Source organism: Paraburkholderia sp. D15, assembly GCF_029910215.1.
Classification (GTDB): domain Bacteria; phylum Pseudomonadota; class Gammaproteobacteria; order Burkholderiales; family Burkholderiaceae; genus Paraburkholderia.
On record NZ_CP110396.1, the window covers coordinates 285,840 to 311,124 of the forward strand.

The 25,285-nt window shown below is 63.8% G+C and carries 28 protein-coding genes; 14 read left to right on the forward strand and 14 right to left on the reverse strand.

The features are described from left to right. Positions 1–112: 112 nt before the first annotated feature. Positions 113–1,186: a TAXI family TRAP transporter solute-binding subunit gene (locus LFL96_RS20805; RefSeq protein ID WP_281002593.1), complete on the forward strand. Its 1,074-nt coding sequence runs from the start codon at positions 113–115 to the stop codon at positions 1,184–1,186. Positions 1,187–1,206: 20 nt separating this feature from the next. On the opposite strand, the gene LFL96_RS20810 is transcribed toward LFL96_RS20805, so the two are convergent. After that, positions 1,207–2,634 (reverse strand): PLP-dependent aminotransferase family protein, encoded by a 1,428-nt coding sequence (locus tag LFL96_RS20810; RefSeq protein WP_281002594.1) that lies wholly within the window; start codon positions 2,632–2,634, stop codon positions 1,207–1,209. Between the two features lie 114 nt (positions 2,635–2,748). On the opposite strand from LFL96_RS20810, the gene LFL96_RS20815 reads away from it, so the two are divergent. From LFL96_RS20815 to LFL96_RS20860, 10 genes are all read left to right on the forward strand, one after another. Beyond that, complete coding sequence (locus LFL96_RS20815) at positions 2,749–3,636, forward strand: DMT family transporter (protein ID WP_281002595.1); 888 nt, start codon at positions 2,749–2,751, stop codon at positions 3,634–3,636. A 239-nt stretch (positions 3,637–3,875) separates the two neighbouring features. After that, positions 3,876–4,769: a MurR/RpiR family transcriptional regulator gene (locus LFL96_RS20820; protein WP_281002596.1), complete on the forward strand. Its 894-nt coding sequence runs from the start codon at positions 3,876–3,878 to the stop codon at positions 4,767–4,769. Between the two features lie 113 nt (positions 4,770–4,882). After that, positions 4,883–5,107 carry a hypothetical protein gene (locus tag LFL96_RS20825; RefSeq protein ID WP_281002597.1) on the forward strand — a complete coding sequence of 75 codons (225 nt, stop codon included), beginning with the start codon at positions 4,883–4,885 and terminating at the stop codon, positions 5,105–5,107. 275 nt (positions 5,108–5,382) lie between these two features. Further along, a complete protein-coding gene (locus tag LFL96_RS20830; protein ID WP_281002598.1) occupies positions 5,383–6,006 on the forward strand; it encodes a GNAT family N-acetyltransferase in 624 nt (207 codons plus the stop codon). Between the two features lie 81 nt (positions 6,007–6,087). Continuing rightward, the gene (locus LFL96_RS20835; RefSeq protein ID WP_281002599.1) at positions 6,088–6,954 is read left to right on the forward strand and encodes a MerR family transcriptional regulator; all 867 of its coding nucleotides are present in this window, start codon (positions 6,088–6,090) and stop codon (positions 6,952–6,954) included. Positions 6,955–7,125: 171 nt separating this feature from the next. Then, the gene (locus LFL96_RS20840; protein ID WP_281002600.1) at positions 7,126–8,136 is read left to right on the forward strand and encodes a sulfonate ABC transporter substrate-binding protein; all 1,011 of its coding nucleotides are present in this window, start codon (positions 7,126–7,128) and stop codon (positions 8,134–8,136) included. 222 nt (positions 8,137–8,358) lie between these two features. Further along, positions 8,359–9,957 (forward strand): NAD(P)/FAD-dependent oxidoreductase, encoded by a 1,599-nt coding sequence (locus LFL96_RS20845; protein ID WP_281002601.1) that lies wholly within the window; start codon positions 8,359–8,361, stop codon positions 9,955–9,957. A gap of 108 nt (positions 9,958–10,065) precedes the next feature. Then, positions 10,066–10,986: an SDR family oxidoreductase gene (locus LFL96_RS20850; RefSeq protein WP_281002602.1), complete on the forward strand. Its 921-nt coding sequence runs from the start codon at positions 10,066–10,068 to the stop codon at positions 10,984–10,986. After that, a complete protein-coding gene (locus LFL96_RS20855; RefSeq protein WP_281002603.1) occupies positions 10,983–11,864 on the forward strand; it encodes a metal-dependent hydrolase in 882 nt (293 codons plus the stop codon). The genes LFL96_RS20850 and LFL96_RS20855 overlap by 4 nt, the downstream gene beginning before the upstream one ends. Then, entirely contained in the window at positions 11,861–12,820 is a 960-nt protein-coding gene (locus LFL96_RS20860) for an alpha/beta fold hydrolase (RefSeq protein ID WP_281002604.1), read from the forward strand. Before LFL96_RS20855 ends, LFL96_RS20860 begins: the two co-directional genes overlap by 4 nt. On the opposite strand, the gene LFL96_RS20865 is transcribed toward LFL96_RS20860, so the two are convergent. Then, positions 12,795–13,349: a putative glycolipid-binding domain-containing protein gene (locus tag LFL96_RS20865; RefSeq protein ID WP_281002605.1), complete on the reverse strand. Its 555-nt coding sequence runs from the start codon at positions 13,347–13,349 to the stop codon at positions 12,795–12,797. The two genes, LFL96_RS20860 and LFL96_RS20865, sit on opposite strands and share 26 nt — an antisense overlap. Before the next feature lie 328 nt (positions 13,350–13,677). Here LFL96_RS20865 and LFL96_RS20870 point away from each other — a divergent pair, with 328 nt between their 5' ends. From LFL96_RS20870 to LFL96_RS20880, 3 genes are all read left to right on the forward strand, one after another. Beyond that, entirely contained in the window at positions 13,678–14,628 is a 951-nt protein-coding gene (locus LFL96_RS20870; RefSeq protein ID WP_281003822.1) for an urea transporter, read from the forward strand. Positions 14,629–14,643: 15 nt separating this feature from the next. Further along, on the forward strand, positions 14,644–15,420 hold the full coding sequence (locus LFL96_RS20875) for a class II aldolase/adducin family protein (RefSeq protein ID WP_281002606.1): 777 nt from the start codon (positions 14,644–14,646) through the stop codon (positions 15,418–15,420). A gap of 85 nt (positions 15,421–15,505) precedes the next feature. Then, positions 15,506–15,694 (forward strand): 4-oxalocrotonate tautomerase, encoded by a 189-nt coding sequence (locus LFL96_RS20880; RefSeq protein WP_281002607.1) that lies wholly within the window; start codon positions 15,506–15,508, stop codon positions 15,692–15,694. A 71-nt stretch (positions 15,695–15,765) separates the two neighbouring features. Here LFL96_RS20880 and LFL96_RS20885 read toward each other — a convergent pair whose 3' ends face one another. From LFL96_RS20885 to LFL96_RS20940, 12 genes are all read right to left on the reverse strand, one after another. Continuing rightward, positions 15,766–16,890, reverse strand: coding sequence for a tyrosine-type recombinase/integrase (locus LFL96_RS20885; RefSeq protein WP_281002608.1), 1,125 nt, complete (start codon positions 16,888–16,890; stop codon positions 15,766–15,768). After that, positions 16,871–17,089, reverse strand: coding sequence for an excisionase (locus LFL96_RS20890; protein ID WP_281002609.1), 219 nt, complete (start codon positions 17,087–17,089; stop codon positions 16,871–16,873). The genes LFL96_RS20885 and LFL96_RS20890 overlap by 20 nt, the downstream gene beginning before the upstream one ends. A gap of 52 nt (positions 17,090–17,141) precedes the next feature. Beyond that, complete coding sequence (locus tag LFL96_RS20895) at positions 17,142–18,023, reverse strand: phage Gp37/Gp68 family protein (protein ID WP_281002610.1); 882 nt, start codon at positions 18,021–18,023, stop codon at positions 17,142–17,144. Continuing rightward, entirely contained in the window at positions 18,020–18,307 is a 288-nt protein-coding gene (locus LFL96_RS20900) for a hypothetical protein (protein ID WP_281002611.1), read from the reverse strand. The genes LFL96_RS20895 and LFL96_RS20900 overlap by 4 nt, the downstream gene beginning before the upstream one ends. Before the next feature lie 68 nt (positions 18,308–18,375). Continuing rightward, positions 18,376–19,641 (reverse strand): hypothetical protein, encoded by a 1,266-nt coding sequence (locus LFL96_RS20905; RefSeq protein WP_281002612.1) that lies wholly within the window; start codon positions 19,639–19,641, stop codon positions 18,376–18,378. Positions 19,642–19,680: 39 nt separating this feature from the next. Continuing rightward, a complete protein-coding gene (locus LFL96_RS20910; protein WP_281002613.1) occupies positions 19,681–19,932 on the reverse strand; it encodes a hypothetical protein in 252 nt (83 codons plus the stop codon). Continuing rightward, positions 19,929–20,678, reverse strand: coding sequence for a hypothetical protein (locus tag LFL96_RS20915; RefSeq protein ID WP_281002614.1), 750 nt, complete (start codon positions 20,676–20,678; stop codon positions 19,929–19,931). Before LFL96_RS20915 ends, LFL96_RS20910 begins: the two co-directional genes overlap by 4 nt. A 14-nt stretch (positions 20,679–20,692) precedes the next feature. Further along, positions 20,693–21,175: a hypothetical protein gene (locus tag LFL96_RS20920; RefSeq protein WP_281002615.1), complete on the reverse strand. Its 483-nt coding sequence runs from the start codon at positions 21,173–21,175 to the stop codon at positions 20,693–20,695. 50 nt (positions 21,176–21,225) lie between these two features. Continuing rightward, a complete protein-coding gene (locus LFL96_RS20925; protein WP_281002616.1) occupies positions 21,226–23,076 on the reverse strand; it encodes a DNA cytosine methyltransferase in 1,851 nt (616 codons plus the stop codon). Then, positions 23,073–24,191, reverse strand: coding sequence for an RNA-directed DNA polymerase (locus LFL96_RS20930; protein ID WP_348638445.1), 1,119 nt, complete (start codon positions 24,189–24,191; stop codon positions 23,073–23,075). Before LFL96_RS20930 ends, LFL96_RS20925 begins: the two co-directional genes overlap by 4 nt. Positions 24,192–24,408: 217 nt before the next feature. Then, on the reverse strand, positions 24,409–24,783 hold the full coding sequence (locus LFL96_RS20935; RefSeq protein WP_281002617.1) for a four helix bundle protein: 375 nt from the start codon (positions 24,781–24,783) through the stop codon (positions 24,409–24,411). A gap of 17 nt (positions 24,784–24,800) precedes the next feature. After that, a complete protein-coding gene (locus LFL96_RS20940) occupies positions 24,801–25,259 on the reverse strand; it encodes a DUF1566 domain-containing protein (protein WP_281002618.1) in 459 nt (152 codons plus the stop codon). Positions 25,260–25,285: the final 26 nt, after the last annotated feature.

Sequence of the window (25,285 nt, forward strand, 5' to 3'; positions counted from 1 at the left end):
GGAGGCGAACCGTCTCGCGGGCCACCTCGGCGCGCGCGGCGGCGGCGGCAAAGAACGTTACATAGCGCAACACACAGAGCGGCACAAACCTGAACCGATAGGTAGAGAGACCATGCTCAAGCGACTTCTGGCGGGATGCCTCGGGCTAGCGCTGCTGGCCACATCGATTCTGGTTTGCGCGGAGCCCGCGCATTACAAGATCGTCACCGGTCCGGAACGGGGCACCTATATCCAGATCGGTCAGGATCTGGCGAAATGGGTCGCGCAGCCGGTGGGCATCGACCTCGAAGTGATGGCCTCGAAGGGCTCGGCGGAAAACGTGCAGCGCATGCGCTTCGAACCCGGCGTGAAGCTCGCGCTGGTGCAATCCGACGTGTACCAGGCGTACATCGACATGGCTAACGCGGGCAACGCCGACGCCGGCACCGCGATTCGACCGTTGCGTCTCATCATGCCGCTCTACGACGAGGAAATTAACGTCGTGGTGCGTGCGGATTCGCCGATGAAAACGCTCGCCGACATCAAGGACAAAAGCATCAGCGTCGGCCTGCTCGGCAGCGGCACCGCGCAATCGGCCACCACGCTCTATCACCTGATGTTCGGCCAAACGATTCCCGAGCAGAACGTGCAGCACCTGAGCAACGAAGACGCGCTGGCCGCGTTGATCGTCAAGAAGGTGGACGTGGCGATCATCGTGGTCGGCCAGCCGGCGAAACTCTTCAACGACATGAACCCGGAGCTGCTGCAACAGCTTCGCATGTTGCGGGCCGATCCGGCCGCGCCTGAAACCGCGCGCGCCAAACAGACCTACTTCCCGACGACCATCCGCGCATCCAGCTATCCGACCTGGATCAAGGAAGACGTGCCCGCGCTGACCGTGAAGGCGTTCCTCGTCACTTACGACTACGGTCTGCGCGACACCGTCGTGAACCTCGACAGGTTTGCCGATTCGCTGTGCGCGAATTTCGACAACCTGCAGGAACACGGGCATCCCAAATGGAAGCAGGTGAAGCTCGAACTACCGACGCTCGTGCGCGGCTGGAAGTATTACTCGCCGGTCGAAAAACATCTGCGCGCGTGCCTCGTCAACAAGAGCGCGGCGATGAACGCGGCGGCGGCGCAGGCGGTGCAGAAACCGCGCTCGTCGTGCACGGATCAGGAGCGGCTGCTGCTGCTGTGCAAGTGATGCGCCGCTAGCGAACGGCGTCAGGCCTGCCGTTGCGCCGAAGCGGCTACCTCCATGGCGCGCTGCAACGCCTCGTAGACCTTCGGCCGGTTGCATTGCGATACGTTGAAGCGCAGGAATCCGGCCGCCGTCTGCGACGCGCTGAACACATTGCCCGGCGCGAACACCACGCCGCTTTCCAGCGCGTGACGCGCGACCTCGGCGGCATCCAGCGAACCGGGCAAGCGCGCCCACACGAAGATGCCGGCGCGCGGCCGCGTCCAGATATCGAGGCCCGCGTAACCGAGCCGCCGGATCGTCTCGCCCATCGCGTCGGCCAGCTTCGCGCGCATCGATTCCAGATGACGCCGATACGTGCCGTCCACAAGCATGCGATGCACGACGCTCGCGGTGAGCTGGCTATTGCCGAACGAGGTAGCCAGCTTCAGATCGATCAGCGGCTCGATCCACTCGGGGCGCGCGGCGATGTAGCCGCAGCGCGTTGCCGCCGACAGCGTCTTCGAAAAGCTGCCGATCGACACCACGCGCGCGAGCCCGTCGAACGCGGCGAGCCGGGGCGCGGCTTCGTCCTCGAAGTCGGCGAAGATGTCGTCCTCGACGATCAGCAGATCGTGTTCGCCCGCCAGCTTCAGCAAGCGATGCGCGACGGCCGGCGCCAGCGTCGCGCCGGTCGGGTTGTGGACCGCGGAGTTGGTCACATACAGACGCGGCCGGTGTTCGACGAGCGCCCGCTCGAACGCCGCCAGATCCGGACCGTTGGGCGTATACGGCACGCCGACGATGCGCGCCCGATGCGCGCGCAACAACGCCTGAAAGTTGAAATAGCAGGGGTCGTCGATCAGCACGGTGTCGCCCGGTTCGAGCAGGAACCGGCACACCAGATCGAGGGCATGCGTGCCGCCGTCGGTCAGCAGAATCTGCTCGGGCGGCGCGTCGACGCCATGCTGCGAAAGCCGCCACGCGAGTTGCTGGCGCAGCGCCGGCAAACCGTAGGGACTCGCGTACTCGGCAAGCGGCGCCTGCGGATCGCGCGCGACGGCCCGCAACGCGCGGCGCACGCCGTCTTCCGGTAGCCACGACGGCGGCATCCAGCCGCAACCGGGCTTGAGGACCTTCTCGTCCGCTTGCAGCGACTGGCGCGTGAGCCAGAGTGGATCGACCTCGCGATCGAGGCGCGGCCCGAGATCGGCGAGCGCGAGCGGCGGCGCATGGCCCGACACGAAGAACCCCGAACCGCGCCGCGCGACGATCGTGCCCTCCGCGACCAGCCGGTCGTACGCTTCCACGACCGTCGACTTCGACACGCCGAGCGCGTCGGTCATCACGCGAATGGACGGCACGCGTGCGCCCGGCATCAGCGCGCGGCTGGCGATGCGTTCACGCAGACTGTCCATGACCGTGCCGACACGCGTGCCGGAACTCATACGGTGAGTGTCACTTTCCGCCATCTGTACTGCTCCGTGATAGGTACAGTTTGTATGAATTGTACTGATCCGTAGCTTACCGTTTTATGCGCGAAAGCGGATGCTATCCGCTCTATTTGCCTTTGCAGGACTCACACGATGGACAAGACGACCAACGGCTGGCTGAGCGGCCTGATCGGGGTGCTGATTTTCAGCGGCTCGCTGCCGGCCACGCGCATCGCCGTGCAAGGTCTCGACCCGGTGTTTCTGACCGTCGCGCGCGCGACGATCGCCGGCACGCTCGGTCTGCTGCTGTTGCTGGCGTTTCGCGAGGCGCGTCCGGCGCGGCGCGATCTGCTGCCGCTCGTGATCGTCGCGCTCGGCGTGGTGGTCGGTTTTCCGCTGCTGACGGCGCTGGCGCTGCGTCATGTCAATGCGGCGCATGCGGTGGTGTTCGTCGGTTTGCTGCCGGTCGCCACCGCGATCTTCGGCGTGCTGCGCGGCGGCGAGCGCCCGCAACCGGCGTTCTGGCTGTTCTCCGCGCTTGGCAGCAGCGCGGTCGTCGCGTTCGCGTTGCGCCATGGCATCGACGCGTCGCCGCTTGGCGATGCGCTGATGCTGGCCGCGATCGTCGCCTGCGGGCTGGGCTACGCCGAAGGCGCGCGTCTGTCGCGCCGCCTCGGTGGCTGGCAGGTGATTTCGTGGGCGCTGGTGCTGTCGTTGCCGCTGATGGTGCCGCTCACGTGGTGGCGCTGGCCTGCTTCGTTCGACGGCGTCAGCCACGCGGCGTTATGGAGTCTCGGGTATGTGTCGCTGTTCAGCATGCTGATCGGCTTCGTGTTCTGGTATCGCGGCCTCGCGCTCGGCGGGATCGCCGGAGTCGGGCAGTTGCAGTTGTTGCAGCCGTTCTTCGGCCTGGTGCTGGCGGGCTTGCTGCTGCACGAACAGGTCCCGCTGTCGATGATTCTCGTCACCGTGATCGTGGTGGGGTGCGTGGCGGGTGCGCGGCATTTCGCTCGGACCGCACCGGTACGGCCGGCGGCTTGACGCGTTTGCCGGTTTGCCGGTTTGCCGGTTTGCCGGTTTGCCGGTTTGCCGGTTTGCCGGTTTGCCGCTTTGCCGCTTTGCGGCCTCAGCCTAGCCTCCGCGTCTTCGCTTTGCGTCGCAGCCACGGCGGATAGCGCGGATCAACGATCCCCGCAACCCGGCAACGCGCGAAGCCGCCACGCGTCGTCTATGTCATCATCTCGCCGATCGATCCACCACCGCCTCGCGCCGCGAATACGATGCCGACCGCTTTTGCTCAAACCGTCGAAGCCCGCTTTGCCGAACTCACACCCACCTCGAAACGCGTCGCCAGCTACATGCTGGCCAATCTCGACCGCCTCGGCCTCGAAACCGCCGATCAGATCGCGCAACAAGCCGGCACGAGCGGCATTTCGGTCGGACGCTTTCTGCGCAGCATCGGCTACCAGAATCTCGACGACCTGAAGCGCGAGCTGCGTGGCGCGCAGGAGCGTCCGTGGCTGATCACCGACCGGCTCGACGCATTCCGCCGCGGCGCCGGCCAGCATGACGACAACGCGCCGCCCACGGACAGCCCCGCACTGCCGGACGCGGCCCTCGCCCATTCGCTCGAACTCGAACTCGGCGCGATCCAGCACGTGTATCAGCTCGCGCACACGCCGGTCTTCGCGCGCGTCGCCGAGCGCATCGCGACCGCCGACGCCGTCTACATTCTCGGCATTCAATCCACGCGTGGTATCGGCAACGCGTTTTACAGCTACCTCGAATACCTGCGCCCGCGCGTGTTCTACTCGGACGGCATGTCGGGTTCGTACGTCGATTCGCTGAACTCCGATTTCAGGTCGCCATATCTGATCGTCACCGACACGCGCGCGTATTCGAAGGTCGCGCGCCGCTACTGCGAGGCGGCCACGCGGCGCGGCCTGCCGTTCGCGCTCGTTACCGACATCTACTGCCCATGGGCGCGCGACTTCAACGGCGATCTGCTGCAGGTGAAGACCGACGTCGGCCAGTTCTGGGACTCGCTCGCGCCGCTGACGTGTCTGTTCAACCTGCTGATCTCGGCGGTGGTCGAACGGCTCGGCTCGGGCGTCGACGAGCGCGTGGCGCGCAACCGGGAACTGCAAAGCGAGTTCGATCAGTTCGATCTTTGAGAGCATGGCAAAGGGACGTCGATGCTTCGATGCCTGCGTACGTCGAAGCGCGGCCTCGCCAACTCGCCCCGTAAAAGCAGGTATCCTCTGCGGCTCGTTCCGAAGGAGGATTCATGAAGTTATCGCTTTGCCTTGCCGCCGCCGCATTGACACTGTCCGCCGGCGCGTACGCCCAGACCTCGCAGACCTTTAACTTCGGCGAAGGCCAGAGCTCGCTGCCGTCCGGCGGCGAACATCGCGCGTCCACGCAGCCCAAGGCCGCGCCGAAGCACAAGAGCCAGCACGCGAAGCGTCGTCGCGCGCACGTCAAGCAGCCGGATACGTACTCGCACAACTGACGCGCACGATTCGCCGAGCCGCGCGCGCGTTCCGTATCGAACCGGTCCGCGCGCGGTAGTGTGCGAACGCGTAGTTCAACACGCTCGCCGTCCGCTATGCCGGCATCGCGTCCGCTCCCGCATCACTACCGCACCTGGCCCGCCATTTAGCCTTCCACTTATCGCCACGCCCATAACCGCAATAAGCCGTCGCGATTTTTGACCTACTTCAAATTCGCGCGTGCCGCGGGCATAGTCAAACGTATTCCGATTCAACGTCCACGACAGGAACACGTATGAGCACCACCCGCGCCACGCCTTCCATTTCCGCCGATGCCGATGCCGATGCCGACGCAGCCGCCACGCCACCGTCAGGCGTCCCGCTGATCCGCGACGCCACCGAAGCCGATCTGCCCGCGATCCAGGCCATCTACGCGCACCACGTGCTGACCGGCGTCGCCTCGTTCGAGGAGGTCCCGCCTTCCGTCGACGATCTGCGCGCGCGGCTCGCCTCGGTGCGCAGCCACGGCCTGCCCTACATGGTGGCCGAGATCGACGGCGACGTCGCCGGCTATTGCTACGCGACGCCGTACCGGCCGCGCGCCGCGTACCGCAACACCATCGAGGATTCGATCTACGTCGGCGATGCGTATCGTGGCCGGGGCCTCGGCCGCGTGCTGCTCGAAGCGTTGATCGCGCGCTGCGAAACGGGACCGTGGCGGCAGATGGTCGCCGTGATCGCGGATGGCGGCAGCGGCGGTTCGCTTTCGTTGCATACGCAACTGGGTTTCGAATTGACCGGCACGTTGAAGGCGGTCGGCTTCAAGCACGGCCGCTGGCTCGACACCACGCTGATGCAGCGGCGCCTCGGCGCGGGCGATACGTCGATACCGGACGACGTCGCGCAAGGACGCGGCTAAAAAACCGTCGGCGCCAGCCTGGACTCGGCGGCGCACGCAACGCACTGTCGGCGGCGCGGGCATCCGCGTTAAAATCCGCGCATGCCCAATCCGCCCTCCGCCCCGCCCTCGTCCGCCGATGCCGCGCCCAACCCGGCGCCGCGTAACGAATACACCGTCGACGAACTCGCGCGCGTCACCGATACCACCGTGCGCAACGTGCGTGCGTATCAGGACCGCGGCCTGCTCGCGCCGCCGGAAAAACGCGGCCGGGTCGGCGTGTACGACGACACGCACGTATCGCGTCTGAAGCTGATCAATCACCTGCTGACGCGCGGCTATACGCTCGCCAACATCCAGGACCTGATCATGGCCGTCGACGAAGGCCACGATCTGCGTTCCATCCTCGGGCTCGAAACCGCGATCGGCGGCCGCTGGTCGCGCGAGCGTCCGAAGAAATACTCGCTGATCGAACTGCTGCAGATGTTCGGCGACAAGGCCACGCCGAGCGCGCTCGGCAAGGCGGTCGATCTCGGTTTGCTGGAGCGGCACGGCCTCTCCTTCGTATCCGGCAACCCCACGGCGCTCGCCGCCGGCGCGACCATGGCGAAGGAAGGCATTCCGCTCGCCGATCTGCTCGACGCCGTCGGCATCGCGCGGCCGCATTTCCAGGCGGTGGCGAAGGCGCTGGTGGATCTGGTCGTGCATCAACTGGACCGCTACGATGCCGATGCGTTGCCGCCGCCCGCCGACGTGCCCGCGCTGGTCGACGCGATCTGGCGCGTCCGGCCGCTCGCGATGGTGCTGGTGGAAAGCGAGATGAACCGCGCACTCGAGGAAGCGTCCGGAGACTATCTCGGCGACCGCGTCGCGGCGATCATGGAAAAGAAACTCGGCCACCCGGCCGACGCGAAAGCGACCGCGTCCGAACCGGTCACGTCGAACAAAGCCACGCCGAAGAAGTCCTAGCCCTTCAGTCGAACGCTCGCCGCGCGGACCCGCACAAAACGCAAAACGCACAAAGCGCCCGCCGCGCGCGTCATATCCAAATCTCCATTGCTTGGTTTGAACGACGGACCGTCCATGCGACGATTCCCGCACTCGAACAGAAACACGCCGCACGCAATGGAGATCCACCGGATGGCCCGTCAACCCCGCTTTTCGCTTCCCATCACCGCCGCTTTGCTGACGGCATTCGCCGCCTTCAACGCCACCGCGCAATCGACGCAGCCCGCGCAGCCGGGCAACGCGAACGACGCCGCCAAAGTGCTGCGCATCGGCTATCAGAAGTCGGGTCTGCTCGCGATCCTCAAGGCGCAAGGCTCGCTCGACGAGCGTCTCAAGCCGTTCGGCTACACCATCAAGTGGTTCGAATTTCCGGCGGGGCCGCAGTTGCTCGAAGCGCTGAACGCGAATAGCGTCGACTTCGGCTATACCGGCGCGCCGCCGCCGGTTTTTGCGCAGGCTGGCGGCGTGCGTTTCGTGTATGTCGGCGCGGAGCCGTCGAGCGAACACGCCGAGGCGATTCTCGTGAAAAGCGATTCGCCGCTGCGCGCGGTCGTGGATCTGAAGGGCAAACGCGTCGCGCTGCAGAAAGGTTCGAGCTCGAACTACCTGCTGCTCGAGGCGCTGAAGAAAGCCGGTCTGCGTTACGAAGACATTCGGCCCGTCTATCTCGCACCGGCCGACGCGCGCGCCGCGTTCGAAAGCGGCAGCGTCGACGCATGGGTGATCTGGGACCCGTACTACGCGGCCGCGCAGCAGGCGCTGAAGGCGCGCACGCTGGTGGACTACGCGGGGCTCGCCAGTCCGTACAACTTCTACGAGGCGACGCCCGACTTCGCGCGACAACACGCCGACGTGATCGGCGCGATTCTCAGCCAGCTACGCAGTACCGGTTTGTGGGTGAACGCGCATCCGGTGGAAACCGCCGCGCTGATCGCGCCGAAGGTCGGCCTCGACCCGAAGCTGGTCGAAACCTGGGTGCGTCGCTATCCGTATGGCACGAGCGTCGTCACCGACGAGATCGTGCGCTCGCAGCAGGGTGTCGCCGATGCGTTCTACGGCGCGCATCTGATCCCGCAGAAAATCACCGTGAAGGATGCCGTCTGGCAGAACCCGGCGGTCACCGCCGCGCTGGCCGGGAAGTAAGTTCAAGGCGAAGTCCGCGGCGAAGTCCGCGGCAAACTACAAAAGCGAAGTCCACAGCGGGGCCGCACCTCACCAGGTGCGGCCCCGCTGGCATTGGGGCGGCGTATCCGCTGGATTCCTAGAGCCTGTCATCTAACCGCCTTCTTGCGTCATCCATTACCAGCCACTATTGTTACATCACTAAATGTAACAGTTAAGACGGTAAAAAAGGAGACGGATCGGATGAACGCACGCACGTTGCCCCACGACGCCGCCGAGGCCGCGTCCGCACCGGTCGAGACCGACATCGCCATCATCGGCTCGGGGTTCGCCGGGCTCGGCATGGCGATCCGTCTGCGCCAGTCGGGTTTGACGGATTTCATCATTGCCGAGAAGGCGTCGTCCGTCGGCGGCACCTGGCGCGACAACCACTATCCCGGCTGCGCGTGCGATGTCCAGTCGCACGTCTATTCGTTCTCGTTCGCCCCGAATCCTCACTGGACGCGCATGTTCGCGCGCCAGCCGGAAATCCGCGCGTACCTCGAAGCGTGCACGCAGCGTTTCGGCATCCAGCGGCATCTGCGCTTCGACCACGAACTCGCCAGCGCGGTCTACGACGAAACCCGCCACCGCTGGCACCTCACGTTCGCGAACGGCCAGCACTGGTCCGCGCGCGTGCTGATCTCGGGGATGGGTGGCCTGTCGCGCGCGGCCATCCCCGACATTCCCGGCCTCGCGACGTTTCGCGGCAAGACCTTTCACTCGCAGCAATGGGACCACGGCTATCCGCTCGACGGCAAACGCGTCGCGGTGATCGGCACGGGTGCGAGCGCGATCCAGTTCGTGCCGCAGATCGCGCCGCGCGTCGCGCATCTGGAACTGTTCCAGCGCACGCCGCCGTGGATCATGCCGAAGGCCGATCGTCCGGTGAAGCCGCTCGAACAATGGCTCTTCAAACATCTGCCGTTCACGCAGAAGATCATGCGCTCGGCGCTTTACTGCATGCTCGAATCGCGCGCGTTCGGCTTCGCGATCCATCCGTCGCTGATGAAGACCGCGCAGAAAGTCGCCGAGCGGCATCTGCGCCGCCAGGTGCCTGACCCGCAACTGCGCGCCACCCTGACGCCGGACTACACGATGGGCTGCAAGCGGGTGCTCATCTCCAACGACTACTTCCCCGCGCTGTCGCGCGAGAACGTCGCGGTGACCACGACCGGCATCGCGCGCATCGAGGAAGACGCGGTGATCACCACCGACGGCGCGCGTCATCCGGTCGACTGTCTGATCCTCGGCACCGGCTTCCAGGTCGCCGATCCGTTTCCGCCGGGAGTGGTGCGCGGACGCGGCGGCGTCGATATCGTCGATACGTGGCGCGACGGCGCGCATGCGTATCTGGGCACCACGCTGCCCGGCTATCCGAACTTCTTCATGGTGGTCGGTCCGAACACGGGGCTCGGTCACAACTCGATGGTGTTCATGATCGAGTCGCAGGTCGAGTACATCCTGCGCGCGCTGCAGACCATGAACACCGAGCGCGCCGCCGCGATCGAGGTGCGTCCGCACATCGAGCGCGCGTACAACGAGCGCATCCAGCAGAAGCTCGGCCGCGCGATCTGGTCGACCGGCGGCTGCAAGAGCTGGTATCTCGACCCGAAGACCGGCAGGAACACCACGCTATGGCCGGGCTTTGCATACAAGTTCCGCCAGGCCACCCGCACCTTCAGCATGGACGACTACGTCGCTTACGCGCCGGCGAGCGGCGTGCCGTCGAGTTCGACGCCGGCGGCGGGGTATGGACGCAGTGGTGTCGGCGCGGCATCGGCATCGGCGGAAGCGACCTGAATCACATAACGACACGCTGCGCTCGTCCCGTTGATATCGTCGACATCGTCGATCCGTCCATCACGCCAGTCGATGCGCGAGCCGCAACCCGTACATGGAGATAAGCCAATGAAGAACTTCACCGACCGAGTGGCCGCCATTACCGGCGCGGGCTCGGGAATGGGCCGCTCGCTCGCGATCCAGCTGGCGCGCGAAGGCTGCCATCTGGCGCTGGCCGATCGCAATGCGACCAGTCTCGCCGAAACGGCGCAACTCGCGCAGGCCGCCGCGCCGCAGATCGTCGGCGCGCCGCTGCGCATCACCACGCGCGTGCTCGACGTCGCGGATCGCGCCGCGATGTTCGACTGGGCCGCGGAAACGGCCGAGCAGCATCGGCGCGTGAACCTCGTGTTCAACAACGCGGGCGTCGCGCTGTCGAGCACGATCGAAGGCATGGACTACGCCGACCTCGAATGGATCGTCGGCATCAACTTCTGGGGCGTGGTGCACGGCACGAAAGCGTTTCTGCCGTATATCAAGGCCTCGGGCGAAGGCCACATCGTGAATACGTCGAGCGTGTTCGGCCTGTTCGCGCAGCCCGGCATGAGCGGCTACAACGCCACCAAGTTCGCGGTGCGCGGCTTCACCGAATCGCTGCGTCAGGAACTCGATCTGATGAAGTGCGGCGTGTCGGCCACCTGCGTGCATCCCGGCGGCATTCATACCGGCATCGCGCAGTCGAGCCGGATCTCGTCGAACATGGTCGGCTTCATGCTGGAGAACGAACAGCAAGGCAAGGACGACTTCGAGAAGTTCTTCATCACCACGCCCGACGAAGCCGCGCGCGTGATTCTCGACGGCGTGCGCCGGAACAGACGCCGCGTGCTGATCGGCCGCGACGCGCGCGCCGCCGACTGGCTCGCCCGCACCTTGCCGGCCGCCTACCAGGCGCTGGTCGTCCTGCAGGCGCGCCGCATGAAGCGGCTGGCCGAACGGCGCGCGCGCCGCGCCGCGCAAAAACATCTGGAACCCCAAGGAGAAAGGTCATGATGCCGGTCCGCCGCGACCTCCGTTTCAACCTGCCGCAGGAACGTGCGTGCGACTGGCATATCCAGGGCTCGCATGTGACACACTTCTTCAACGCGCTGTCGCTGCTGTTCCCGGCCGGCGAGCGCTTCTTCATGGACAGCGTGCGCAACTACCGCGACCAGATCGACGACCCGGTGCTGAAGAAGCAGGTGCTCGGGTTCATCGGCCAGGAGGCCATGCATACGCGCGAGCACATCGAATACAACGATCTGTTGCAGGAAGCCGGACTGCCCGCGCACAAGCTCGACAAGCGGCTGTGGGCGATCCTCAATTTCGGCCGCAAGATCCTGCCGCATTCGTACCAGCTCGCGGTGACCGTGTGTCTCGAACACTACACGGCGATGCTCGCGGGCCTGCTGCTGGAAGACGCGACGCGCGTCGGCGGTTCGGTGGAAGGCTACACGCAGATGTGGACGTGGCACGCGCTGGAAGAAACCGAACACAAGTCGGTTTCGTACGACGTGTGGAATGCCGTGCTCAAGCCGGGCCTGGGCCGCTATTTGTTGCGCACCGGCACCATGCTCGCCACCACGCTGACGTTCTGGCTGATCGTGTTCGATTACCACGTGCGTCTGCTGATCGCCGATCGCAAACGCGGCGGCCATCTGCGTGGCATGTGGCGCGTCGTCAAATATCTGTACGGTCCGCGCCATGGCGTGTTCCCGCGTATCGCCGGCGAATGGCTGAGCTTTTTCCGACCCGGCTTCCATCCGTGGGATCACGACAATCGCGCCCAACTGGCGCGTATCGACGGACTGGTGGCCGCCGTCGACGCCGCCAATGCCGACGCGCCGGCCACCCGCAAGGCCGCGCGACGCGGCGTGCAGGCGGCCGCGTGATACGCGACGCGCTGTCGGTGGATGCCGGCGACGTGCGGCTCGCGGTCTACGTGAGCGGACCGCGCGATGCGCCGCCGGTCGTGCTGGTGCACGGCTACCCCGACTCCGCCACGGTGTGGGAACCGGTGCGCGCGCAACTGGATGCGCGCTATCGCGTGATTACCTACGACGTGCGCGGCGCCGGCGCTTCCGATGCGCCGGCTACGCGTCGTGCCTACCGGCTCGAACGTCTCGCCGCCGATCTCGCCGCGGTCGCGGATGCGACCTGCGGCACGCGTGCGTTTCATCTGGTCGGACACGACTGGGGATCGATCCAATGTTGGGAGGCAGTGACGGACCCGGCTTTCAAAGGCCGGATCGCGTCGTATACGTCGATCTCGGGGCCGTGTCTCGATCACGCGTCGCTGGGGCTGCGCGGCGCAGGCGATCGCGGTGGCGATAACGGCAACGAAGCGTCGAAGCGCCCGTTCGGCAGCGGCTTGAAGCAGACGCTCAAATCCTGGTACATCTTCTTTTTCCATCTGCCCTTGCTGCCGGAAGTCGTCTGGCGCGCAGGCGGCGCACGTCTTTGGCCGCTATGGCTGCGCATCACCGAACGCGTGCGTCCGGAACGCGATCCGGCACAACTGCGTAATGCGCTGAACGGTCTGAATCTGTATCGCGCGAATTTCATCGACAGGCTGTTGCGGCCGCGTTCGCGTCACGCCCACGCGCCGGTGCAGTTCATCGTGCCGATGCGCGACCGGTATGTCGGTCCCGCTTTATCGCTCGGGCTGGAGAGTTGGCTCGGCGCGTATGAACGCACCGAGATCGACGCGGGCCATTGGGTCGTGCTGCGCGACCCTCGGCGTATCGCGGCGGGCATCGAAGCCTTCGTCGCGCGTCATGACGCCGCTGCCGACCCTGCCGATGTCACGGCGTTCACCGCATTCAACGCTCGCGCGGCAGCCGAGTGAACAACGTCGGGTAGTCGATCACGAGCCCGTCTTCGTCGACGGTCAGCTCCGCGGTGAAATCGCGGAAGATACCTTCGTAGCGATACACGCTGTTCAACGCGATGCACGAATACGCCTGCTCCGCACGCGTGACCTGCAGATCCGGCGTCGAAATGTACGCGACCGAAATGGGTTCGCGCTGACCTTCGGCAAGTTGCAGGCGGCGGATCGGCAACGTGTTCGTATACGGCGTAGCAGCGATATCGATGTCGATGCAACCGTCGAGCGCGCTCAACTCGCGGCCGTGGCCGTCACGCCAGTGGCCCTGGCCATCGCCATGCAATTCCAGTTCCGCGCCGCCGGCGATCTTCAGCCACGCATGGCGCGTGTGCCATTGCGCATCGGCCTGGACCGTGTAGTGCAATCCGTAAGCTTTGCCGTAGCGTTGGCCGACCACCACGCTTTCCACCGCGAAGCCGTCGTCCCGCGCATCGAATGTCAGATGCTCGATGCCCTCGCCCTCTTCCGACACCCACCGTAATTCACGCATTGTCCGTCTCCTCGTGACATGGCGTTGCATTGCTTTGCATCGCGCGATCTGCGCGACGTGCGCGACGTGCGCGACGTGCGGGTTCTTCTTCGCGCGCTTCACGTTTCATCGTAGCGCGAAAACTTTCGCGCCGCCGTCTGTCGCCGCCTGTCGCCGCCTGTCGCAAATAGCCACTATCAACGTCCGGCGATGCCATAAGCCACGCGGCTGGCCTATGCTCGCGATTCGCCGTTGTTCCGTTTTACGATCTGGCTCGCGCCCGGCGCCTGCACGCGTTCGTGTCGTGCACGCCGTCGATTCTTTTCATTTCGCCTACATTCCACCCGCCATGCACGCCGTCACGACCAAAGCTGAATCCACCGCCTTGCGCACGCTGTTGCGCAGTGTCGGCCAGATCGTGCTGCAGCCGAACGCGTTCACCGGCGCGTGCATCATCGCCGCGCTGCTGCTGGCGGAACCACGGCTCGCGTGCGCGGCGCTGATCGGCGCGATCGCGGCCAACGTGAGCGCAATGCTCACCGGCTATCGCGACGTCAACACGCGCACCGCCCACGCGCGCGATGCCGACACACGCGACGGCCTGCACGGTTTCAACGGCGCACTCGCGGGCCTCGCCGCCTTCCACTTCATCGCCGACGATGCGACCGCCGCCGCCGTGGCGATTCTCTCCGCGACGCTCACCGTGTGGTTTCTGGATCCGTGGTCGCGCCGCTTGCGCGCGAACGGCCTGAGCGTTTTTTCGAGCCCTTATCTGATCGCCACTTGGCTCTGGCTGCCGTTGCTGACCACGGCAAGCGCCGCGTCGTCGGCGGCGGGCGTGGCCGCGCAACCGTTCGAATGGATGCAATGGGTGAACGGCGTGCTGGGCGGTTTCGGCCAGATCTTCTTCGTGCCCGGCGCGTTGCCGGGTCTGCTCGTTTTGATCGGCATCGCGGGGGCATCGCGCCAATCCGCGCTGTGGGCGTTCGCAGGGACTGCGTTGGGCTGTGCGGGGCACGTGCTGCTCGGCGCGTCGGCCAGCTCGCTCGACGCCGGCCTGTTAGGATTCAACGGCGCGCTGACCGCGATCGCACTGGCCGACTGCGGCGCTGTCGCGACGCTTGCCGGTGTCGGCGTCTCGATCGTGCTGCAGACCGGCGCGAGTTATCTCGGCTGGCCAGCGATGACCGCGCCGTTCGTGCTCGCATCGTGGAGCGTGCAATGGGTCCGGCACCGCGCCGCATCGAGCCGGGCCGACGCCGCTAACGCCAACCGGCCGCCGCTGCGCGGCATCGGCTAGGAACAGGAACCCGATATGTCCTTCACCCACACACCCGCCGGCCGCATCGCCGAGACGGGACCGCAGTCCGACGCCGAGCGCCAGGCCCGCGTCGATCTGGCCGCCGCCTATCGGCTCGCCGCGCTCAACGGCTGGGACGATCTGGTCTACACGCATATCTCGGCCAGCGTGCCCGGCGAACCCGGTCACTTTCTCATCAACCCGTTCGGGCTTGCCTTCGACGAAGTGTGTGCGTCGAATCTCGTGAAGATCGATATCGACGGCAACATCGTCGGCGAGAGCGAACATCCGGTGAACGCGACCGGCTTCGCGCTGCATGCGGCCGTGCACGCGGCGCGCGCGGACGCGTTCTGCGTGATGCATCTGCACAACACGGCGGGCGTGGCCGTGTCCGCGCAACCCGGCGGCTTGCTGCCCGCGTCGCAACACGCGCTGCGTTTTCACGGCCACCTCGCGTATCACGACTACGAAGGTCTCTCGTTCTCGCCGGCCGAGGGCGAGCGTCTCGTCGCCAACCTCGCCGATAAACCCGCCATGCTGTTGCGCAATCACGGCACGCTGACCGCCGGCCGCACGGTCGCCGAAGCCTATGTACTGATGGCGACCTTGATCAAGGCCTGCGAAATCCAGTTGCACGCGCAGGCCTGCGGAAAAGATCTCGTGGTGCCGGACGCAGCGGTCGCCACGCGCACGGCGGCGCAGCTGTACGACGGCGGCGCGATCGAAGGTGCGATCGAATGGCCCGCGTTGCTGCGCAAGCTCGACCGGATCGACCGTTCTTACCGGCATTGAATTTCAGACATTGAATTCGCGGCCTTCAGCCTTCATTCGGTTCAAGGCCTTTGCTTCACCGCTCTTTTCAAACGGAATCCCCACCATGCCCACGTTTCATATCGAACTCTTCGAAGGCCGTACGCTGGAACAGAAACGCCAGTTCGTCGAAGCCATCACCAAGGCGACCTGCGAGTCGCTGAACGTCGAACCGAATTCGGTGGACATTATCCTCACGGATGTAAAGCGAGAAAATTGGGCGACTGGCGGAAGGCTTTGGAGCGATGCCCAGTAAGGCTTTCCGCCGATTTTTAAAAAACCTAAAAAATCCAATCGTCCAAAACATTTCCAAAATCTATCCAAAATTCAACCGGTCTGAAGCTTGATTTCCGTCCACTCCCGACCGCGCGAATCACGGTAAAGCGCGGTCATTTCAGCCGACTTGTGACCGAGCAACGCCTGGGCGAATTCCGCTCCGTACTGCTCGCCGTACAAGCGTGCCGCGAGCGAACGCAACTCGTGGAACGTCGCAGGAGTTCTTCCTGCCTCGACGGAAATTTTCGCGGCGTCCCGCATTTTTGCGAACATCCCGCTGATGTACTGCAGGTGCGGCGTATCTCCTGGAGACGCCGCACTGGTCTTCAGCACGAGATGAACCATGTGCTTGCTGATGACGTTATCGCGGCACCGCCGGATGACCTCCTCCAGGCTCACGCCAAGCGCATCCAGCCGCAGGGAAACAGGGATTCTGAGCTTCGCCCGTTGCCCCTCTTTTCCCTTCGATTGCTCGACCATCAGGAACCCGTCCTTGACGTCATCGAAGCGCATCTTGCCGATGTCCTCCCGGCGCTGACCACTGACGAGAGCCAACTCCATCGCGTTGGCAATCCACCGCGTTGCGGGATTCTTCGCCGCCTGTGCATAAATCAGCCGATATTCGTCCAGCGTCAGGCGCGAGCGGGTGATGGTGACTTCAGGCTTGAACACCGCATCCACCGGATTTTTACCGACTTCCACGTGCCCGTGCTGGATGGCCTCACGGAAAACGTCCAGCAAGACGCCGCGAAGTTTCGCTGCAGATGAGGTGCCGCGCTCCTCGGTCGCCAATTTCAAGGCGTCGGCAATCTGCTTCGGCGTGACCTTGCCGACCGAGTGCACCGAAAAATCCATCTTCCGGACTGCATTCAGCGCCGCCTTGATGCCGCCAAGGGTGTGCTTATTCATTGATGCCCGCGCCGCTTCATACGCATCGCACCATGCGCGCAGGGAAATGTCGTCCCCGTCGATGCGCTGGAGCAGCGATACATCGCCTTTGCGGCGCAGCAGTTCTGCGTTGGCCGTGCGCACCTTGGCCGACGCGAGTCGGAAGTCGCGCCCGAGCCCGAACGTCTTGCCGTCCGCTGGATTTTTGAACCAGTAGTAGCCCGCCGAATTCTTGTAGAGATTCGGCGGCCATCCCCGGCGATCCGCCTTACGCCGCCTTGCTGCCATTTGTCATCCTGTTGATCTCGTCGGCGATAGGGTCGACATACTTGGCATCCGGCCGACAGAAATAGGAGCGTCCTACCTTGATAGGCATGGGACGGATCTTGCCTCCGTTGACCCAGTTGCGAAGCGTGTGCCTATGAGGCACGTGCTCTCCGAACAGGGTCTCTGCCCAGGTGCGGAGCGGTATCAGTTGCGCTGCCATTCGACCTCCCACAGCTTGCTTGTCAGTTCCAGTATCTGTTGCGCGGCTTCGGTCATGCGGGAAATTCTTCGTGTTTGCGGCCATCGAGATGGCGTCCGGCGGCTTTTTTGCCTGCCCGGCCCATGATCGTCCCGTCTGGATTAGTGAACTTCGGGCCTTTGACTGAGACGCCTTCGGTATGACCCATCATGGGCACCCACTCTCCCCACTGTTTGAAGAAAAACGGCGTGCCGACTTGCTCGCACTGGTCGCGGATATCGCGAGCCCAGTCCGGATGCATAGGCCGCGCGTCGGTGCCGCTTTCGCCGCCGACGATCACCCAGTCCAACGCTTCGAGCGCGTTCGTTCCGTCGCGAACGTCGTCGCTGGCAAAGATTCCTTCGAAGCTGACGGGGCCGAGCAACGGCTCCATCGACAGAAACCGGACGCGCGCCGGCACGGCGAGAAGCTTGGGGATATCGCGGTCGGCCTCTTCCTGATTGACGACCGTCGCGCCGAGCCAGACGTTGTCGCGCCCGGCGAGCCAGTCGTGCGACCTCGCCCGTGCGACCATTTCGAAGACGTTTCCGATGCGCTTCGTGAGAAGCAGCCAGTTGAGGTTCGGCGTGAGCTCGATCAGGTCGAACAGATCGCGACGCCACGCCGGATCGACGGCGTTATCGAACACGTCAGCGAGTGATGCGCAGAACACGCGCTGGCGCCGGCCGTGTTTGGCGAAGAACGCATCGTGGCCGCCATTCCAAATCTTCGGCGTTGCCCAGTTGCTCGCACCGGTGCGATGCCTGGCTTCGGTCGCTCCCCACGCAACATGCATCGTGCGTGCAGGCGTGCTGACGGCCGCATAGCAGTTGTCGCATCCGGGCGATACGCGGCTGCAACCGATCCACGGGTTGAACGTGTGATCGGTCCATTCGATTTTGCTGTTTTCGCTCACAATTTGTCTCCGTTGGCGAGGGCGCGGATTTCGTCGCTGCACTGATCGCCAGCTTCCGCCATAAAATCGTAACGCCCGTCGGAAGCGCCTTGCGCAGTCTGATTCCATCCGTCTGCCATTTCATCGCAGACTATTGCCGCTTCCTCCAGCGCGCCCCGGCGGGAGGCTTGCCAACAGTCCCATAGGATTTCTTCGCGAGCCGATGACCAATATGGCTTCCCTTTCCTGTACTCCGAAACCCACGCCTCGAACTTTTCCCGATCAGTCATGACTCGCTCAGACATGATCACCTCCGCTCGCCGGCTGCGCGGCGGCCAGTGCGGCGTCGATGGTGTAATCGTTCATGGTCGCCTCAGTAAAGATTTTCGGAATACAGCGTCCCGCCATTTGCTGCGTCGCCGCCGCAACGGCGCACGATCTGGCCTGCAGCGTCGGCTACCTTCCACGCTTCGGTACGCGATAGAAAGTTCCCACGGTTGTCGATGAACCCCTGATCAACCGGATCGCCTTCGGTGTCCATACGGTTCATGAACGCATCGTGATGCCGGATGCCGAGCATGATTTCTCCAGTGAAACGCTTACGATTCGCAGCACATACGATACGGACAACGCCCCGCGCGTCATCCACCTGTGCTACTGGTTGCGGGGATGCGGCGCGGGCTGCATCGAGAGTTCGCTCAAGCAGCGTTTGGTGCGGCTCGTACGGAACGCCTAACGCCTCACGAATCGCTGTCACTTCGCTGCGAGCATCGTCGAGCATGTCTCTGAGCGCCGCCCGTTCATCGTCCAGCACCACGGCGGATTGCGCGCTCTTTGCGGCGAGAGCTTCAACCGCGACCGGGCAATCCAAATCGTGATACGGACGATCTACGTTGCAGTGTTTGCAAGGCTCGCCAGCTTGCGCGGGCTGGGATGGTTGAGGGTTGGCAAACGCCGGCACCGAATAGCAGTTGGCCAATTTCTTTCCCGGGCCTCCCGCCGACTCGATCATGCCGCGCTTCTTGGCAGCAGAAATCGCGTCGTCCAGATTGTCGGCGCGGAGCCACGCCACCGGCTCCCCCGATTGCTCTGGCGCGGCCCCGGCGGGCGCATCACCTGAAATATCGCTCTCCGTCTTATCCGACTTGGCTTCGAGCGTGGCGGGCTGAGTCGATTGCGCTGGCGCGGCAGAGGCTGCGTCGAGCGCTGCGGCTCGCGCATCATTTTCGACGCAATAGAGTTGCAGAAGCTCGTCGACGACTGCGGTATCACCGACATACCAGCGCCGCCCCAACTCGGCGATGTGGCCTTGCAACTGGCGAAGCATCTCGGCCAGCGCGGGCTCTTTGCAGCCTACGGCGAGAGCCGTTCTCACCTGTTTGAGCAGACCCAAATAGTCCACACGCATTCCCTTGTGATCTTCGGCAAGCAAAGAAAACGCGGCAGGCTTGCTTGCAGATAGCAGTCCGTTCCAACGCGTCAACGACTCGCAGAGCGCCGCTGTGTAATCCGAAATGACGCGGTATTCGTTTTCACGCCCAGCGCCGCCACGCAAACCTTTCAGGAAAGCGCGCCAGTCTCGGCCCTTCGTGACCGGCAGGAAAGGTTCGATGATGTACTCGAAGTCATCTTGGGTCATAGTCATCGCTCCAGCGATACTGTTGGGGGTGGTCATGATTCAGCCAGCCGGATAGATCCACTTCGGATCGGTCGCGAACAGCTTGTTCTGCGCTTGGGCTTCACCGCGATCAATCTTTGCTTTCAACTGCTGAGCGGCATCGCACAATCGGTTGTATGCCTCGACTGTTCCCATTTGCGTTTCCATATCGCGCACAGCGCCGAGAAGGCCCCATTCACACGGGCGCACGATGCGACGAGGGGCGGGACGTTCACTGGTTGCTTTGATTGGCAGTTGCTCGACGTTGCTCATACCTGATCACCGGTAGATGAGGCGGCACGGCGAGCGAGCACTGCGTCGCGTAGCTTGCGCGTATGCTCTTTCTTGCGTTCCTGCTCGGCGGAGTACCAATCGCGCCCGAACAACGCGTATGGGCCGTCTTCGGTGTCGTAGATCTCCAGCAACATCCAGCCAGCACCAGCCGGCGCCGTCGGCGTCCACGCGCTGCAATCTGCGTCGCCGCGCTCGAAGTAGGTTTCATAGGCTTCGGCGCACGCGTCGTTTTCCATACTGACGAACGCGGCTTCGATGCGAAATGCTTCGAGGAACTTGTCTACGCGCACGTCCTCGTCCCACACAGGAAGATCGGGATGGACGAGCCAGCCTTCCTTGTCGCGCGCGATCTCCCGCGGCGCGAGCAGCTTCTCGCGGAGTCCTTCGAGGTTGATGTACTCGGGCTGCGGTGCGCCTGGCGCGACGCCGTACACGGCATTGGTCGCCGCCGCAGCGAAGCGATCGACGGCGAGATCGTCGGGGTGAGCTCGCAACGGCGCGAATTCGTCACGGCTCGCGCCGAACGAGTGCGGCCACGAGTCGGTCTTCACCATGTAGCCTTCGAAGTTGTTGTAGCCGGTTATTTCCCCGGTCTCTCCGCTCGATGCGTAGAGACGCCCCGGATGTTCATCGGTTGGGCCCTCGGTCAGCGTTTTGGAAAACTGAATGCGCGTTCCTATCGCCAGTTTCGTTTCGCTCGGCACTGCTTCAGTATTCGTGGTCATGATTCTGTCCTTACTCAAAAAGGCAAGTCGTCGGAGCCATCGCCGTCATGCGGCGAGAGCGTTTTGCCGGGTTTCGGCCTCGGAGCGGCCTTCACGCGGATGCGGATCAGGTCTTTACCGTCGAGGTCGCGCACCTCACCGAGATATAGAAATGCCTCGTACCGAGCTTTACTGCGTGTTTCGGCGCGCACCTTGAACCAAGCTTCCGTTTCCCATTCTTCCCGCCACGGCGCGAGACAAAGCCAGTACCGGTTTTGGTCAACTTCAGCCGTATCGCGCACATGCGCAAAACCCGCATCCGTCAGGCGGAACACGTCATTGCCGCTGGTGATCGAATTGCCGGGCGTGCGATACATGAGTCCGCGTTCGACCAGATCGACACAAGTCGGGTAATCCGTTGTGCGCGGCCCGGTAATGAAATAGTTGCGGTCGCCGCGGCGCTGGCCATATTTGTCGGCGCCGATCGTGTGCCTGAGAATTGAAAGTTCAAGGCTCATGCTCGCCTCACTCAAGATTGGTCGATTGCTTCGCGCGCTGCGCGGATGCATTAGGCCGCCGCCGTAATCAGACGCTCATGCGTGAAGTTGGCACGGATCAGCGCGGCCGCGACGTCAGGGCACACGCTATTGCCGATCATGCGCACCTGAGCGCTTTTCGAGAGGGGCTTTCCGTTGTGGATCGGGTCCAGCACGTAGGAATCCGGGAAGCCTTGGGCGCGCGCAAGTTCACGCGGCGTCAGCATCCGCATGCCGATATCGACGATCGCGTATGTTTCGCCGTGGATCGTGACAAGACCGAAGCGATCGTGTGTCGGGATAGTGCCGAGCGGCGCGCGCAGGGACTGCCCGTCCTTTTCGTTGCCGTAGTACTTGATCAGAAACGCGCGCACTTCGCCGACGTGGCCGCCGCCGGCCGTAAGCGTCGGCATCGGATCGGCAGCGTCTTGGCCAAACTGGTTGTTGCGCAGCTTCAGAAGGTGCGAGGTGACGACAGTCGTATCCGCTTTGCTGGTGATGGTCGCCATTGGCTCGTTCGCATCGCGCGGCCGTGACTGACCGGCGCGGCCACCGCAACCGACGAGCTGCGCGGTGACTAGCGCGTGATGATCCTGCGCCGTCACCGTGCTCATCGCAGCATCGAGCGACGATCCGGGCGTCTCGTGACCACCGTAGTGCTTCGCGAGGAACGCGGACACGACGGCGTGCTTGACGCCACCGGCGACTGCGGTGCCGAGCGGCTTGTCGAGGCCGGGCACGCGCGGCTCCTGGCCCTCGCGCTCGCCGTAGCCGGTCTGGATCAACGTCGCGGAGACGAGAGCCTGTTCGCCGCGGTTTGCGCCGGTTACTGTCGCGATCGGCGCGCCGATGTCGGCGTTACGATCCGATCCGTGATGAGTCACGTGCATCAGCGTAGGTGCGACGACTGCAAAGCGGTTCGCGGTTGTGGATGTGCCGAGGGGCGAATCGACGGACGAGCCACGAAACCTCTCGTCAGCCGTGTAGTACGACACGATGAACGGATCCGCGCTGTTCACCACGAATTTCATGATGCCCTTGGCGATCCGGCGCAGCGTCGCGTCTTTCAGCGGCCGCGCGCGGTCAAAGATCGACGGACAGGGGATTGACCAGTCGATGCATTCGGCGGCGGTGCGCCACGGCAGCAGTTTCCCGGCCTTCACTGCGGCGCCTTTCGGGTCGCCGTGCGTTGCCGCAGGCCAGACGATAGGCAATCCGTCGCGGCGCGCGAAAACATAGAGGCGCTTACGGATCGTCGGCGTGCCAAAGTCGCAGGCACGCAGGACGCGCCACTCTACTTTGTAGCCAAGGCCGGCGTGCAGGCGCGCCATCGGGAAATCAGCGCCGAGCGTTTCGTAGATCTCGCCGGTGTCCGGATGCTCTTTCGGCAGACCAGTCGTGAGCGCCGCGACAAAGGCGCTGAACGTGCGGCCCTTCTCTGCCTTGATGGGACGCCCCTCATCGTCGAGCGGGCCCCAGTCCTGGAACTCTTCAACATTTTCGAGTGCGATGCAGCGAGGCATCTGGAACGTCGCCCACTTCAACGTGACCCATGCCAGCCCGCGAATCTTCTGTTCGCGTGGCTTTCCGCCTTTCGCCTTGCTGTGATGCTTGCAGTCCGGGCTGAACCACGCGAGGCCGATCGGTTGCTCCCCCGTGATAAATCCGGGATGCACTGCGAAGACGTCTTCGGTGTAATGCTTCGTGGTCGGGTGGTTGGCTGCGTGCATCGCAAGCGCTTCGCCGTCGTGGTTGATCGCAATGTCGATCGAGCGGCCGAACGCGCGCTCGATGCCGGTACTTGCGCCGCCTCCGCCGGCGAAGTTATCCACGATGAGCTCGCTGCCGAGTTGCAGGGGGAGAGAAATCGCGTCGCGCTTCATACGCCTGATCCTCGATATGTTTTGGTGAGTTTGAAGTTGACCGCGTGTCCGCGATCCCGGACAACGTTGGCTAGCGTGGCGCGGTCGTGGTGGCTGGCCGGCGCCTGCCCGAGCAGGCCGAAATAGCTGTTCGCGACATCAAGAAATTCGTCTGCGGCGACCGTAGCGACGCGCCGGGCTGCTTCGCCGACCGTGCGCCGCCGCGTCGAGCGTCGCCACGGCTTGATCACCTGCCCGACGAAGTCCACGCCGCGCGCGATCGGCTGAAGAATGGTTTTCTTCGGATTCAACCGCAGGCCGAGCGCCGCCGGCAGGAACGCGTCGACGTCGCGCAGCGCCGCGTTCAGCCAGTCGGTCGATTCGTGCAAAAACAGGAAGTCATCCACATAGCGGATGTAGTGGCGTGCCCCTATCACGTGCTTTACATGCTGGTCCAACACGTCGAGCAGCACATTCGCGAAGAACTGTGACGAGAGGTTGCCGATCGGCAGGCCGAGGTGCGCCGGCTGGTTCATGAGTCGCTTGTGCGGCGGTACCAGATCCATCAGCGCGCGATCGCCGCGGTAGACGAAGTCGGCCCGTGGATCGTGCATCAGCACGAGCTCGGTCAGCGCGCGCCAGAACGGCTCGGGAATCTTCGCGAGCAGCAGCTTGAGCAATTTGCGCTTGTCGATGCTGACGAAGAAGTTCGCGAGATCGCACTTCAGATAGTGCGCCGGCCGGGACCAGTTTTGCGTGACCGAGCGAATCTTCCCGTCGAGGCGTTGCGCCGCGTACAGCGTGCCGCGCCCCTTGATACATGCGCACGAGTCGGCAATGAATGCCTTTTCGAAACGCGGGCCGGTGCGCTTGTACAGTAAATGGTGGACGACACGGTCGCGAAAGTCGGCCGCCCACACCTCGCGCGGCTTCGGGCGCGTGATCACGAAACAGACGGAAGGGCCGGGCGTATAAGTGCCGCCGGCCAGATCGTCGTACAGGCGACGAAGGTTGTGCTCCAGATTCGATTCGAAAGTCAGCGCGCTGGCGCTGTTGCGCTTCGTGCGCCGACAGTCGAAATAGGCGTTGGCGAGATCCGTAAAAGTGAAACCAGCATTCCAATCTGCGGACGGCACGCGCGCGGAGCGCGTTGTTCTTGTGGTTGTTGTTCTGGTTACCGTTGTTGAAGTTCTGATACCAGGCCCAACCGTATCGTTCGTGCTATCTACGTCGCCCGGCCGATCGCTCAGCAGGGAAACTGCGCAGGACCTGTCCGCACGCCGGCGGTCGGTATCCGTGATGCGCATGGCGGTGGCCTCGTGAGCCAGCGGCACGACCAGATTGAAAGATCGCTCAGTCATGACGGCCTTGACCTCCATGAAGCGGGCGACTTGCGGCGCGGCGCCATCCATTTGCCTGTTTGCCGATGCTCGTGCTCAGGTCAATCGCCTTCGCGTAACCACCACGCGAAATCAGGCGCTTGTCCGTTGCAAGGCGAAGAAGAAGTTCGATCACCTGTAGACGCTCAAGCAACTCGACGAGATGCGGTTCCTTGTTCGTAGCGACATTCGCACGGAAAACGAGCACCGCTATTTCAATGCACTCGGCGTCGATCTTCTCGCCGATCGAGCGCTTGAACTTTCGCGGCACATTTGCAACGAGGTCGCTCACGACGTCGAGCATTTCGTAAGCGACCTTGTAAATCGGCAGTTGCGTGTGGATGGCCATGCTGTTGAATGACTAAATTATTGAAGAATTAATCTGCGGACGGCACGCGCGCGGAGCGCGAGGCCCTCGCGGTCGTCGTCCTGGCTACCGTAGCCGAAGTACTGATACCAGGCCCAACCGGACTCTTCCTCGTGCTGTTGACCGGACCAGTAATACGTCGGTTGAAACTCGCTCTTCAGGTTGGCGAAGAGCAGTGACTGTTCGCGACGATTGGGCAATACGCCGCCATGTTCGGTTGCCCACTTACCAGCCGCTTCCCAGTCAACATCCTCGGCGTCGCCGGGTAGCAGGATCAGGTGATAGTCGGCCTCACCGTTTTCGCCGAGCACGAGACCGGCGTAACGTTCACCCGGCGCGAGCGTGATCGTCGCTGCCGCGATGTGGAAGACCGTGGTAGCCGCCTGTTTTTTGAAAGCCAAGATCATCTCGTTGACTTTTGTTTGTTCGGCCTCGATGGCCTCAAGCGTGATTGTCATCGCCTGCACTCCTTGGTAATTGATGA